Raw genomic sequence first — 13,017 nt, forward strand, 5'->3', positions numbered from 1 at the left:
GCGAGCTTTCCCGTGATTCCTGCGCGAGCGGCGCAGGCCGGGAATGCCGGAGCGAGAAAATGTGATCGCGCTTTCGTTTCCGATGACAAAAAATGACGCAATTTGAGAAGAAGTAGGCGGCGATAACAACCAGAACAGGGGCAGGGCATTGCGCGGAATGATCAAGGGCAGAATGTCATGAGCAGCCGTCTCGCACGTTTCGCTCTTTCCGGTTACCGCATTGCCGGTATCGCCGCGTACCCGTTCGCCAAGCCCTATCTTTCCTATCGGGCCGCGAAGGGCAAGGAAGACAAGCGCCGCCGGCTCGAACGTTTCGGTTATGCGAGCGCCGAGCGCCCGCGCGGGCCGCTCGTCTGGTTCCACGCCGCAAGTGTCGGCGAAACGCTTGCCCTCATCCCGCTGATCCGTGAAATCCGCAAGCGCGATATCTTCGTGCTTCTGACCACCGGCACGGTCACCTCGGCCGAACTGACCCGCACCCGGCTCGGCGATGACGTGATCCACCAGTATGTGCCGCTCGACATCAAGATCGCGGTCAATCGCTTCCTCACCTACTGGGCGCCGGATGCCGCCATCACAGCGGAATCGGAAATCTGGCCGGTGACGATGATGGAGCTGGAGCGCCGGCACATTCCGCAGATCCGGGTCAATGCCCGTCTCTCCGACCGTTCCTTCGACCGCTGGAAAGCCCGGCATGATATTGCGGAATCGCTGTTTTCAAAGCTGGCGCTGGTGGTTGCGCAGTCCGATCTCGATGCCGAACTTTTCCGTGATCTCGGCTCCTGGCCGGTGGTGATTTCGGGTAACCTCAAAGGTGACACCGACCCGCCGCCCTGTGACGAGGCGCTTCTGGAGCACTATCGCAAGCAGGTCGGCAATCGCAAGACATGGGCCGCCATCTCCACTTTCGACGGCGAGGAGAAGGCTGCCGCCACCGTGCATGCGGCGATCAAGTCCCGCAATGGCCAGTTGACCATCATCGTGCCGCGCCATCCCGAGCGCGGCGATGATGTGGAGGGCATGCTGAAAGGCATGGGGCTCACCGTCGCGCGTCGCAGCCGCAATGACGTGATAACGCCGGAAACCGATATTTTCCTTGGCGATTCCATCGGCGAAATGGGGCTTTACCTGCGGCTGACCGAACTTGCCTTTGTTGGCCGCTCGCTGACGGCCGAAGGCGGGCAGAACCCGCTGGAGCCGGCGATGCTCGGCTGCGCCGTCCTGTCAGGCGCGCATGTGCAGAATTTCCGCGAGGCCTATCAGAAGCTCATCCGCGCCGGCGGCGGTCGTATCATTCGGGATGTCGAGATGCTGGCCAAGGCGGTGCATTACCTCCTGGTCAATGACAATGAGCGTTACAAGATGATCGATGCGGGCAACCGGGTCATTCAGGATATGCGCGGCGCGCTGTCCTCCACCGTCAAGGCGCTGGAGCCCTATATCAACCCGCTCACCGTTTCCGCCAAGCTGCAACCACGGAGCGCCATCGGCTCATGGTAGCGGATATCGAACTCAACGCGGCGCAATCGATCGCCGCAGTCCTTTTCGACAAGGACGGAACGCTTTTAGGCTATGACGCCAGCTGGGGACCGGTGAACCGCGAACTTGCGGCCATCGCGGCCAAGGGAGATCCCGTTCTCGCCGACCGGCTTCTCTCCGCCTGCGGAATGGATCCCGTTACCGGTCATGTGGTGCCGGACAGCCTGCTGGCCGCCGGCAACACGGCGGAAATCGCCGCCGGTCTGGTAGCCGCGGGCTCTCCCTGCGATGTCGGAGAACTGACTGCCCGCCTTGACCGGTTGTTCACCGAGGCTGCGGATAAATCCGTGCCGGTGACCGATCTCAAGGCATTTTTCGCAAGGCTGAAGGCGCGCGGCTACAAGCTCGGCATTGCCTCCAGCGACAATGAAAACTCCATTCGACAGACGGCCATCCGCTTCGGTTTCGAAAACGACGTCGATTTCGTCGCGGGATATGACAGCGGTTACGGCACCAAGCCGCAGCCCGGCATGGTTCTGGGCTTCTGCGAGGCGATCGGCTTCCCGCCGGAACGCGTGGCCGTTGTCGGCGACAATAACCACGATCTGCACATGGCGAAAAATGCCGGAGCCGGTCTGCGTATCGCCGTTCTGACGGGAACAGGCTCGCGCGAAAGCCTGGGTGCGGATGCCGATTATTGTTTCGAGGACATTACCGCTCTCGAAGCGCTTTTGCCGGAACGGGCTCTCTGAACCCGGTTAGATTTCCGCCGGGCCCGGCATGGCCCCGTGGAACCGTCTAATCCATTTTTGCAATTTACGGTTTTTTCTGGCAAACAACCTCCCTGACATGTGACAGGCGAACGGAATGCCGTGGGCGACGCGGCCGGGAGCGGGAATAGATGGTTTCTGAAGCGCCGCCGTTCTGGTGGCAGAAAGCGGGCTGGCAGGCGTGGCTCCTGTCACCTTTCTCGCTTCTTTACGGGAAGGTTGCCGGCCGGCGGATGCGGACAGCGAAACGGGCAAGCGTTCCCGTTCCGGTCATCTGCATCGGCAACTTCACCGTGGGCGGCGCTGGCAAGACGCCGACGGCGATGGCAATTGCGAGAGCCGCCGTCGCAAAAGGCCTGAAACCCGGATTCCTCAGCCGCGGTTATGGCGGCACGCTTGACGTTACCACCCTTGTCGATCCCGGACAGCACCGCTCCGCCGATGTCGGAGACGAGCCGCTGCTTCTGGCGCGCGAGGCGATCACGGTCATTTCCCGCAAGCGGGTGGAAGGTGCGCACCGGCTGGTGAAAGAAGGCGTCGATCTCATCATCATGGATGATGGTTTCCAGAGCGCGCGCCTGACGCTGGATTATGCGCTTGTTGTCATCGATACGATGCGCGGCATCGGCAACGGCCATCTCGTGCCGGGCGGTCCGGTAAGAGCGCCGCTTGCCGAACAGATGCGGCATATGACCGGGCTCCTGAAGGTCGGCAAAGGCCATGCGGCCGATGCGCTGGTCAGGCAGGCGGCAAAGGCTGCCAAACCCGTCTTCGTTGCGGCGATCACGCCACAGGAGCCGCAGGATTTCAGGGGAAGGCGCGTGCTGGCCTATGCGGGCATTGCCGACCCGGCCAAATTCTTCAGAACCGTCGAGGCGCTCGGCGGCGAGATCGTGCTGCAGCGCTCTTTCCCGGATCATCACCACTTCAGCGACGACGAGATCGCCGATCTTCTGCAGGACGCCGGCAAGCAAAATTTGCAGCTGGTGACGACGGCCAAGGATGCGGTGCGGCTCAACGGCCACCACGGCCGGGCGGAAGAATTACTGTGGAACAGCCTGGTGATCGAAATCGACATGGTGTTCGATGACCCCAACGCCGCCACGACGATCATCGAGACCGCGGTGGGGAACTGCCGCGCGCGTTTGCTGCGGGAAAATGCGCGGACGTCAATCTAACAAGTATACCAAGTATTATGTGGTAAGCGCACCAAAATAGAGATTTATATTTCAGTGCGCTATGCCATACTCGTCTTAAGGGCATTCAGGCAAGCTTAGGAGGTTATTTGGTTGATCACCGTCTGATGTAGTTTTTAGATATTTGTTCCCATAAGCACTTTTGGCCAAAACTACGTTGACCCTATCCCCAGCGGGACGTTCTACATAGAACGCGTAAGTTTTGTTCTCGATGCCTACGATTGCGTCGTTGAGCGTAAGTTTCCAGTTCTTACCATCAGGGTTGACGCCGCCGACGCTTCTTATGCGTTCCCAAGCGCTGCTTCTGTCAGTTTTATTGATGCATCTAATTCTGGCAGTGATCATAACGAATCGTTCCTTTGCTCGTTGAACAAGAGAATTATCGCATAATTCAATTTTCGCGTGAATTAGCGTTTTCTATAAGACCAGGACTCGCGAAGCATATTCACTACATCGTCGCATCTACACTATGCTGGCAGATTGCCCGCCTTGCGTTCTGCTTCTAGCGAAGCCGCCGCATCCACATAGGCTTCCTGCCGCGCCACGCTCCAGTAGCGCAGCTCATCAACCGGGATTGTCTTACCTGTCATGGCGCAGATGACATGCGAGCCGGTCTGGACGATGCGGAAGTCACCGTCGAGATATTCGATGACGGCGAGGCGGTTGCCGCCTCCTTCAAATCTGTTCATCCGTTTTCGTCTCCTGCTCTGTCCTGTCAGGGCACCCAGTCCGAAACGGCGTAGCGTTTTCCTGAACAATCCGGATGCTCCAGTATCCTGAATTTATATAGCCCGGCGCGGCGCAAGGCCAGCCCCGCCTGCTTGCGGCTGGATGAAGGTGTCAGCTGCGGCCGAAGAGCCGTTCTATATCGGAAAGTTTCAGTTCGATATAGGTCGGTCGGCCATGATTGCATTGACCGGAACCCGGCGTGTTTTCCATCTGCCGTAGAAGCGCGTTCATCTCTTCCGGCCGCATACGCCGGCCGGAACGCACCGAGCCGTGGCAGGCCATGGTGGCCGCGACATATTCCAGCTTGTTGGCAAGCGTGGAGGCGGCGTCCCATTCGGCGATCTCGTCTGCAAGCTGACGCACCAGCCCCTGCACATTGACCTCACCCAGCATGGCAGGCGTTTCCCGGACGGCGACCGCGCCCGGCCCGAAACGTTCGATGACGAGCCCCAGCGCATCGAACCCGGCGGCGTGATCCATCAGCCGGTCGCAATCCTCTTCCGGCAGGTCGATGATTTCAGGGATGAGCAGCACCTGCGACGGCGGACGCCGGGAATGCAGTGCATTGCGCATTTCCTCAAACACCAGCCGCTCATGCGCGGCATGCTGGTCGACGATGACAAGGCCGTTTTCCGTCTGGGCGATGATGTAGTTCTCGTGCAGCTGCGCCCGCGCGGCGCCGAGTGGGTAAAGCACGGGTTCCGGCGAGGGGCTCGCGGCGGTCTCGTAAATCTCCCGAGGCTCGGCCCGCGCCGTCGGCATGGTGATGTCGGAAAAGCGCGATTGCACCGCCTCGGCAAATTGCATGTCCCCGGAAACCGCAAGCGGCCGCGACGGTGAGGTGGCGGCGGACCACGGCGCGGCTGCTGCCATGGAAGGCGAGGGCCTGATGCCGGACGGGCTATAGCCGGGGCGGAACGCATTCATCATCTGGCTCGCGCCCGTCGTCGCGGCCCTGTCGCCGTCGCGCGTCAGCGCCTGGCGGATCGCGCCGACGATCAGCCCGCGAATGAGGCCGGGATCACGAAAACGCACGTCGGATTTCGCCGGATGCACGTTCACATCCACAAAGGCGGGGTCAAGCGTGATGGACAGCACCGCGACCGGATATCGCCCATGCGGCACGGTTTCGGCATAAGCGCCGCGAATGGCGGATAAAAGCAGCTTGTCCTGCACCGGGCGGCCGTTGACGAAGACATATTGATGCGCCGAGTTGCCGCGATTGAAGGTCGGAACACCGGCAAAACCGGTCAGCGTCACATCCTCGCGCCCGGCATCGATCTCGATGGCGTTGTCCTTGAACTCGGCGCCCAGAATCTGCGCCATGCGGGCCAGATGATCGTCGCCGGTCGAAGGAATTTCGAGCGTCGAACGGTCGGTGCCTGATAGCACGAAACGGATATGCGGGAAGGCGATCGCCATGCGCTTGACGACTTCGGTAATCGCGGCCGCCTCGGCCCGTTCCGTCTTCAGGAATTTCAGCCGCGCGGGGGTGGCGAAAAACAGGTCGCGCACCTCGACGATTGTACCGGCATTCGAGGCGGCGGGCCGGACATCGGAAACCTTGCCGCCGGTAACGGAAATCACCGAACCCTGTTCCGCGCCCTGTTGGCGGCTGGTAATCGTCAGCTTGGCGACCGAGCCGATGGAGGGCAGCGCCTCGCCACGAAACCCGAGCGTGCGGATATCATCCAGCGTATCGGAAATTTTCGAGGTGCAGTGACGCCTGACCGCAAGCTCCAGATCGGCAGGTGACATGCCGGAACCGTTATCGGTAATCCGCACCAGCCCCTTGCCGCCTCCCGCCGTGGCGATCTCGATCCTGGTCGCGCCAGCGTCGATGGCGTTTTCCACCAGTTCCTTCGTGGCGCTGGAGGGTCTCTCGATGACCTCGCCGGCGGCGATCTGGTTGATAAGGGTTTCTGAAAGCTGCTTGATGGCCATGATTGTCATTTTCGCGGATTCGCTACGGCTTCGAAAGCAAAAAACTCGGGCTGTGGAAATTTGCACATGTTTTACGGTCCCTTGGGCATTTGATCATTTCGGTCAACATGGCGTTAAGCGTTAATCCGCCTTTAATCGGCCTTGATTATGGTGAGGCGGCTTGAAATGACCGCAGGAACGGGGCCGCCTTCGCCGGGCGGCGTGTGACGTCGACTATGGGTGAGCGTCATCTTCCCCTCAAGACTGCTTCAAGTTGCAAACCCTGATGTCTCTTTTTCGGAATTTTTCGTTTCATCCCGGCATTTGCCCTGGACGATTCCACTAGAAACATAAGCCTGACCCCTGAAAAACAGGCGGGAGTTTGCAGTTGAGTGATTTGGCGTCCTCTGGCGCGGGCGTTCATACGGTGATGCTTGATGCCCTTTGCGACGCGCTTGGCGCGGCGATCGTCGTTTACGACCGTAATGATCACATTATTTTTGCAAGCCGGAAACTCCTCAGCTTTTTTCCGCTGGAAGAGGCCGTTATCGGCCCGGGCGCGCGGCTGCGCGACTATCTGAGCGCGCTATATGATTGTTATCTGCTCGAGGCGGAAAGCCTCTCCGCCAATGCCCGCCCGCTCGGCCGGGAGGAATGGATCGGCGAGCGGCTGGCGCTGCACTGGAAGGAAAGATCGGAAAAAACCGAACGGCTGAAGGGAGAGCGCTTCCTGCGCTTCGTCATGAACCGCCTGCCGTCCGGCCTCGGCATCAGCGTGGTTGCCGATATTTCCGAACAGAAGAAACGCGAAGAGCAATGGCGCATCGACCTTGAGCGCGTACAGCTCGTTGAGGAAATTCTCGACAATCTGCCATTTCCCGTCTTCGTCAAGGATCGGAACATGGCCTATGTCGCCCTCAACAAATCCGCCAGCGCCCTGGTCGAAACCAGTCCCGAGAGCATTCTCGGCCGTACCGTTTTCGATCTCCACTCGCGCAAGGTCGCCGGACGGATCGATGCCGCCGATCGTATGGTGCTGGATAGCGGTACGCCGGCTGTCATTCCCGAAAGGGTGCGACGCCTGAATGGCGAAGAGGTGCTGACAATCACCCGCAAGCAGCGTGTGGGCCGGCCCGGCCGATATTTCCTGGTGACGACGATGGAGGACGTGACCGCTCTTGCCACCATCGATGCCAATGGCACGCCCGTCATCCCCTCGCTCGAACATGTTCCTTTCGTGGCCTCCATCTATGGCAGGGACGAGGAAACGGACAATCGCGGCGGGGTTTTAAAGAGCAAGGCGGTGTTGGTCGTCTCTGAAAACGGACGCTTTGCGGAAGCCGCCGGTCGTCTTCTGACCGCGGGCGGCATGGACCATGCGGCGGTGACGCGCGGGGACGAGCAGCGCGCATTCATCGATGTCGCGGCTTCCGCCGGTGTGAGCATCGATGTGGTCGTTGTCGACGCCCAGATGAGCGTCGCTTGCCTCGATATTGCCGCCGCGCATGATCTGCCCGTCGTCACCATCGAGGAGGAGGAAATAGATGCTTCCCTGCTGCATTATCTTGCCGCTGGGTTGAAATCCTCCCCAAATGAGAAAACCGCTGACGAGGACTGGGAGATCATGACGGAGGATCTGCCCGAAATACTCAAGACCGGCGGCGTCTGCGAGATACTTCTCGTCGAGGATAACAGGGTCAACCAGATCGTCTTCTCGCAGATACTCGAAGGTCTGGGGCTTTCCTGGCGGCTCGCCACCTCGGGCGAGGAAGCCTTGCGTCTCTTTGTGGAACAACCGCCTTCCGCCGTCCTGCTCGACACGACGCTGGGCGATATCGACGGCTTCGAGGTCGCCCGCCGCATGCGCGGCCTGGGCGGCGAGAAACATATTCCCATCGTCGGTGTCATCACCCACGCATTCGAGGGCGATCTCGACAAGTGCCGGGCCTCCGGCATGGATGACATGCTGCTGAAACCCGTCAGTCCTGACATGGTCGAGGCGGTTTTCCTGCGGCTTTTCGGCAAGGACGCCCTGCGGCTGCAGGCCTGAAATTGCCATTGCCGGGAGGCTATGGCTTTTTTAATACTTGCCCTGCATTGTGAGCGCGGTCGACACAGGATTCACGAGATGCAGGAATGAAACGGGCAGAGCCGCAATCGTTGCAGGTCAGCCAGAACGAGTTGCAGGCGATGGCCTACAGCGACCCGCTGACGGGGCTGGGCAACCGCTACCGTTTGCGCGACAAGATCCGGATGCTTGCCAGCGAGCGCTCCAGCGATCCCGCCCCCTTCACGGTCGGCATTGCCAATATAGACGGCTTCAAACCCATCAACGATCTTTTCGGCGTGCAGGCGGGCGATGAAATCCTCTGCCAGGTCGCGCACCGGCTGAAGGCCTGCATTCCCGATGGCGCGGTCGTGACGCGCCATGACGGTGACGAATTCGCCTTCGTGCTGCCGCTGGTGTTCGAGCGTACTGGCGCCGAGCGTATCGGCAACATGATCAAGGACGTGCTTTCTGCCCCTTATGATCTCGGTGACCGCAACGTCCGGCTTTCTTCCTCCTTCGGTTTCGCCATCTATCCCTTCGCCGGCGATGAATTCGAGGATTTGCTGAAAAGCGCCGAGACGGCGCTCTATCGCTCCAAGAGACGTGGCCGCGGCCAGATCACGGTCTATTCGCGTGAGATCGCGCAGGAGATGAAGCGCGCCACGCAGCTGGAACAGGCGCTTAGAAACGCCATCATCACCGATGCCATCGATGTGCATTTCCAGCCCATCGTCCGGCTGGAAGAGGCAAAGGTCATTGGTTTCGAGGCGCTGGCCCGCTGGAACGATCCCGATCTCGGTTTCGTATCGCCTGCGGTTTTTGTGCCGCTCGCCGAAGAGCGCGGTTTCATCGATGCGCTGTCGGAAGCCCTGCTCAGAAAGGCGGCGGAAGCGGCCCTGTTCTGGCCGCGTGAACTCTTCCTGTCCTTCAATCTCTCTTCCGCGCAATTGATGGACCCCAGCACGGCGGACAATATTCTGTCCATTCTCTCGCGTGTCGGCCTCGATCCGCATCGGCTGGAACTTGAGATCACCGAAACGGCTGTCATGACATCAGCCGATACCGCGCAACGCATCATCAGCGAATTGCAGAGCGCCGGCGTTCGCATTTCGCTTGACGATTTCGGCACTGGCCAGTCGAGCCTCGGCCGCCTGCGGGATTTCACCTTCGACAAGGTAAAGATCGACCGCGCCTTCGTGTCGCGCATCAGCAGCGATCGTCCTTCCGAACATATCATCAAGGCCATCGTCGCCATGTGCGAAGGGCTCGATCTCGAAGTCGTGGCCGAGGGGATAGAAGAACGGGCGGAAGAGGAAAAGCTGCGCGCGCTCGGTTGCGCCATGGGGCAGGGCTATTTCTACGGCCGCCCCGCCGATGCCGCGGCGACCCAGCGGTATCTGCACGAGAATTACCGCGAGATATTGTCGGATATTTCCTGAGACAGAGCGGTCTGGCCGCGGCTGCAAGGCGGCGGACGCAATCTCCAACTTCCCTCATTCCTGTGCTTGTCACAGGAATCCAGCCGACGCGCGTTTGCGCGGCGAAACGACTCCTTTCAGCCCAAGGACTTGGGCTGGCTAGATTCCTGTGACAAGCACAGGAATGAGGAGAGTGCGGTGCGTGCCGCGTCTCAGAGCCTGTAAAGCGGCTCAAACCGGCCCTTGACCTCAACCCCGAGCTCGAACGTCAACCCATGCTGCGGATTGGCGGCAATGGCGTCGTCGTCTAGATGTTCGCGCGCCGAGGTGACAAGAAGGCGCGACGCGTCGGGGCCGATGAAGGCCGGGCAGGTCGTCTGTTTGCCGGGCACCTCATATCGGGCGATGTGATTGCCGTCCGTATCGTAACGATCGACCGCACCCTCACCCCAGCGGGCGTTCCAGATATGCCCTTCGGCATCGCAGACGGATCCGTCCACGCCGCCTTTGATACCGGTGGAATCGATGAAGACTTCCGCCTTGCCGGAGGGCAGGCCGGTCCCGGCATCAAGCGGCACCCGCATCAGTTTGTTCACCTTGGTATCGACGTAATATCCCGTCGCGCCATCGGGTGAGAAGCAGATCGAATTCGGAATGCTGATCTCGCCAAACAGCTTCGTCACGGTGCCTTTGGAAACATGATAGATGCTGCCCGCGCCTGTCTCCGCCTTGCGACCCATGGTGCCGATCCACAGCGCGCCGGAGGGGTGCATGCGCCCGTCATTGGAGCGGTTGCCGGGCAAATCCTTTTCCAGCTCCGCATGCAGCGTCAGCACGCCGGTTGCCGTGTCTCGCAGGAAAAGTCCGTCATCGGAGGCGACCAGCTGTTTGCTGTCGCTGACCTTGGCGAGCGCACTGCCCATGAAGGGCAGGGCATGCACGGTCTTGCGGCCGGAGGCGAGATGCAGCTCGTGCAGTTCCCGCTCGAGAATATTGAACCACCAGGCGGTGCCGGTCGCAGGGTCGAAGGTCGGGCCTTCGCCGAGTAGCATCGGCGTCTCGTCCAGAACACGTCCGGCAAAGGGAAAAACAGTCGCCAAGCTCTTATCCTCCGATGGCTGCATCATAGGCTGAAAGTGTGACAGTGGCGCGTTCGCGCACCTCCGCCGCCGTCATGCCCGGCTTATAAAGGCTCGTGCCAAGCCCGAAAGCCGTAATGCCGGCGTTGGTATATTCCGCGAAGTTCCTGTCCGAGACGCCGCCGACGGCGGCGATGACCAGATCCTTCGGCAGGATGGTCCGGATCGCATTGATACCCGCGGGGCCGATGATGCTGGCGGGAAAGAACTTCAGCCCGGTCGCCCCGGCCTTTGCGGCCACCAGCGCCTCGGTGGGGGTGAGAACGCCCGGCATCGTCACCATGCCCTTGACGCGGGCGGCGACGATAACGTCGGCATCGGCATTGGGGCTGACCATCAGCTTGCCGCCGGCCGCATCCAGCGATTCCACCTCTTCCACGCTAAGCACGGTGCCGGCGCCGATCAGGCAATCGGCGGGCGCCATCTTTGCGGCGATCTCGATCGAGCGGAACGGATCGGGCGAATTGAGCGGGATTTCGATGGCGCGGAAGCCGGTCTCGATCAACGCGCCGACAACGCCTTCGGTTTCCTCGGGCTTCAGACCGCGCAGGATGGCGATCAGCGGATATTTGATGGAAGGGAAGGGAATACGCATGATGTCTCTTTATCCTATGGCCAGATGGCATTTGCAGCGGCGAGCAATCCGCGCCGCACGGCCTCGTCGGCGTCGATGACCGTATATTGAATCTCGAGGGCTGCGAAGGCACCCTCGTAAAGCGCGCCGAGCGCACCGGAGCCGATCAGCACCACGGGCGTCTCCCGCCGTGCCGTCGAATGCGCACCGGCGATTTCCAGCCCGATCATGATGCCGGAGAGCTTGGCCTTGGCGTCGGTCGCGGTAAGCCCATGCAGCAATTGCCCGGAGCGCAGGGTGAAAAGGCGATTGGTCGCAAGCGCGGGATGGGCGTAAATATCGCGCACGGCCGCCGTGAAAGCCTCATGCTCGCCGGTAAAGGCTTCGGCCTCTGCCACCGCATGGGAAAGGATCGTCTGTTTCGAGATGACTTCGAAGAGTTCGCCGGTCATGAAAGTGGCAAAACCCGTCACGCCGCCATCCTTGACGGTCACCCATTTGGAATGGGTGCCGGGCATGCAGACGAGTTTTTCACCGGCGTCCGAAGAAGCGAGAGCGCCGAGCAATTGCGTTTCCTCGCCGCGCATCACGTCGGGCGCGTTTTTATCCCGCTGCGCCAGCCCCGGCAGAATGCGCACATCCCGCACCTGGCCCGGCACGCGAACCGCGCCATCGAGAACCGCCGAAAGCGATGCCGGCACGTCGATATAACCCGCTTCGACCCAGCCTTGCCGCGCCCCCGCCATGCCGCAGACGAGAACCGGCAAATCTTCCGGCGCGCCGATGGCGTCCAGATGCGATTGCAATACGTCGGCAAAACCGGTCCGCATGGCGGTGGTCATGCCTTCCGCGCTTCTGCGCTCCGCCAGCACCGCGCCCGATCGGCTCATGAGCCAGAGCCGGAAACTGGTTGTACCCCAGTCGACGGCGATGAAAGCGGGTTCAGACATTATAGAAGGCCTCCGTCTACGATTATGGATTGCGCTGTGATGGCGCTTGAGGCCGAGGATGCGAGAAACAGGCACGGACCCGCCAGGTCGGCGGCGACGAGCGTGCGCTTCAGACATTGCCGCGCCGTGGTGGCGGTAATGTTCTCATCCGTCAGCCATAGCTCCTTCTGCCGCTCCGTCACGATCATGCCGGGCAGCAGCGTGTTGACGCGGATGTTTTCCGGCCCCAGCCGGCCGGCGAGGCTTTTCGTCAGCCCGATGATACCGGCCTTGGCCGCCGCATAGGAGGGCAGCTCGCCCATGTTGAGCAGAAACGAGATGGACGAAAAATTGACGATGGACGCGTCCTTCGCCTGCCGGAGATGGGGAAGTGCGGCCTGAACGGTGAAGAACATCTGCTTGAGATTGACCGCCTGATTGGCGTCCCAATAGGCTTCGGTCACCGTTTCTATATCGTGGCGGTCGTCCCAGGCGGCATTGTTGACGAGTACCCTGATGCCGCCGGTGGCCAAGGCCGCCGCCTCCACCGTCTTTCCGATCGCCGCGATATTGCGAAGGTCGGTTTTGAAGAAGTGGACCGGATGCTGCGCCGTTGTCGCAAGCCGCTTTACGAGCGCCAGGCTTGGCTCCTCGGCGATGTCGATGAACGAAACCCTCGCTCCCTGCATCGCGAAGGCTTCCACCAGCGATGCCCCGATGCCGGAACCGCCGCCGGTGACGAGCACGCCCGCATCCTTGAGGTCCGGAAATTGGGCTTGCGTCATCGGCGTCATCTCATCCATTGAAAGG

At 60.9% G+C, this 13,017-nt stretch carries 12 protein-coding genes; 5 read left to right on the top strand and 7 right to left on the bottom strand.

Going from position 1 to position 13,017, the window contains the following annotated elements; all coding sequences use genetic code 11:
• Positions 1-177: 177 nt before the first annotated feature.
• From waaA to lpxK, 3 genes are all read left to right on the top strand, one after another.
• Complete coding sequence (gene waaA / locus ASB65_RS02900; RefSeq protein WP_060722960.1) at positions 178-1,500, top strand: lipid IV(A) 3-deoxy-D-manno-octulosonic acid transferase; 1,323 nt, start codon at positions 178-180, stop codon at positions 1,498-1,500.
• A complete protein-coding gene (locus ASB65_RS02905) occupies positions 1,494-2,231 on the top strand; it encodes an HAD family hydrolase (RefSeq protein ID WP_003503151.1) in 738 nt (245 codons plus the stop codon). Before waaA ends, ASB65_RS02905 begins: the two co-directional genes overlap by 7 nt.
• A gap of 149 nt (positions 2,232-2,380) precedes the next feature.
• The gene (gene lpxK, locus ASB65_RS02910; protein ID WP_060722961.1) at positions 2,381-3,427 is read left to right on the top strand and encodes a tetraacyldisaccharide 4'-kinase; all 1,047 of its coding nucleotides are present in this window, start codon (positions 2,381-2,383) and stop codon (positions 3,425-3,427) included.
• A 75-nt stretch (positions 3,428-3,502) separates the two neighbouring features.
• On the opposite strand, the gene ASB65_RS26990 is transcribed toward lpxK, so the two are convergent.
• From ASB65_RS26990 to mutL, 3 genes are all read right to left on the bottom strand, one after another.
• Positions 3,503-3,790 (bottom strand): DUF3892 domain-containing protein, encoded by a 288-nt coding sequence (locus ASB65_RS26990; protein ID WP_080868389.1) that lies wholly within the window; start codon positions 3,788-3,790, stop codon positions 3,503-3,505.
• 122 nt (positions 3,791-3,912) lie between these two features.
• Entirely contained in the window at positions 3,913-4,134 is a 222-nt protein-coding gene (locus ASB65_RS02915; protein WP_060722962.1) for a DUF2093 domain-containing protein, read from the bottom strand.
• A 151-nt stretch (positions 4,135-4,285) separates the two neighbouring features.
• On the bottom strand, positions 4,286-6,118 hold the full coding sequence (gene mutL / locus ASB65_RS02920) for a DNA mismatch repair endonuclease MutL (protein ID WP_060722963.1): 1,833 nt from the start codon (positions 6,116-6,118) through the stop codon (positions 4,286-4,288).
• 409 nt (positions 6,119-6,527) lie between these two features.
• Between mutL and ASB65_RS02925 the strand changes: the two genes are divergently transcribed.
• A complete protein-coding gene (locus tag ASB65_RS02925; RefSeq protein ID WP_060723033.1) occupies positions 6,528-8,147 on the top strand; it encodes a response regulator in 1,620 nt (539 codons plus the stop codon).
• 86 nt (positions 8,148-8,233) lie between these two features.
• On the top strand, positions 8,234-9,586 hold the full coding sequence (locus ASB65_RS02930) for a putative bifunctional diguanylate cyclase/phosphodiesterase (protein WP_003503140.1): 1,353 nt from the start codon (positions 8,234-8,236) through the stop codon (positions 9,584-9,586).
• Between the two features lie 191 nt (positions 9,587-9,777).
• Here the strand turns inward: ASB65_RS02930 and ASB65_RS02935 are convergent, their stop codons facing one another.
• The 4 genes from ASB65_RS02935 to ASB65_RS02950 are packed head-to-tail and all read right to left on the bottom strand — an operon-like array spanning position 9,778 to position 13,010.
• On the bottom strand, positions 9,778-10,665 hold the full coding sequence (locus tag ASB65_RS02935) for an SMP-30/gluconolactonase/LRE family protein (protein WP_060722964.1): 888 nt from the start codon (positions 10,663-10,665) through the stop codon (positions 9,778-9,780).
• 4 nt (positions 10,666-10,669) lie between these two features.
• On the bottom strand, positions 10,670-11,299 hold the full coding sequence (locus ASB65_RS02940) for a 2-dehydro-3-deoxy-6-phosphogalactonate aldolase (RefSeq protein WP_003503136.1): 630 nt from the start codon (positions 11,297-11,299) through the stop codon (positions 10,670-10,672).
• 14 nt (positions 11,300-11,313) lie between these two features.
• Positions 11,314-12,228, bottom strand: coding sequence for a 2-dehydro-3-deoxygalactonokinase (locus tag ASB65_RS02945; protein WP_060722965.1), 915 nt, complete (start codon positions 12,226-12,228; stop codon positions 11,314-11,316).
• Positions 12,228-13,010, bottom strand: a complete 783-nt coding sequence (locus ASB65_RS02950) for an SDR family NAD(P)-dependent oxidoreductase (RefSeq protein WP_060722966.1) — start codon at positions 13,008-13,010, stop codon at positions 12,228-12,230. The genes ASB65_RS02945 and ASB65_RS02950 overlap by 1 nt, the downstream gene beginning before the upstream one ends.
• Between the last annotated feature and the right edge of the window lie 7 nt (positions 13,011-13,017).

The organism is Agrobacterium tumefaciens str. B6 (assembly GCF_001541315.1).
Lineage (GTDB): Bacteria > Pseudomonadota > Alphaproteobacteria > Rhizobiales > Rhizobiaceae > Agrobacterium > Agrobacterium radiobacter.

Bases quoted from the DNA above. Each gene is read 5' to 3' on its own strand.
- waaA (WP_060722960.1), top strand. From the start codon at position 178: ATGAGCAGCCGTCTCGCACGTTTCGCTCTTTCCGGTTACCGCATTGCC.
- ASB65_RS02905 (WP_003503151.1), top strand. From the start codon at position 1,494: ATGGTAGCGGATATCGAACTCAACGCGGCGCAATCGATCGCCGCAGTC.
- lpxK (WP_060722961.1), top strand. From the start codon at position 2,381: ATGGTTTCTGAAGCGCCGCCGTTCTGGTGGCAGAAAGCGGGCTGGCAG.
- ASB65_RS26990 (WP_080868389.1), bottom strand. From the start codon at position 3,790: ATGATCACTGCCAGAATTAGATGCATCAATAAAACTGACAGAAGCAGC.
- ASB65_RS02915 (WP_060722962.1), bottom strand. From the start codon at position 4,134: ATGAACAGATTTGAAGGAGGCGGCAACCGCCTCGCCGTCATCGAATAT.
- mutL (WP_060722963.1), bottom strand. From the start codon at position 6,118: ATGGCCATCAAGCAGCTTTCAGAAACCCTTATCAACCAGATCGCCGCC.
- ASB65_RS02925 (WP_060723033.1), top strand. From the start codon at position 6,528: ATGCTTGATGCCCTTTGCGACGCGCTTGGCGCGGCGATCGTCGTTTAC.
- ASB65_RS02930 (WP_003503140.1), top strand. From the start codon at position 8,234: ATGAAACGGGCAGAGCCGCAATCGTTGCAGGTCAGCCAGAACGAGTTG.
- ASB65_RS02940 (WP_003503136.1), bottom strand. From the start codon at position 11,299: ATGCGTATTCCCTTCCCTTCCATCAAATATCCGCTGATCGCCATCCTG.
- ASB65_RS02945 (WP_060722965.1), bottom strand. From the start codon at position 12,228: ATGTCTGAACCCGCTTTCATCGCCGTCGACTGGGGTACAACCAGTTTC.
- ASB65_RS02950 (WP_060722966.1), bottom strand. From the start codon at position 13,010: ATGGATGAGATGACGCCGATGACGCAAGCCCAATTTCCGGACCTCAAG.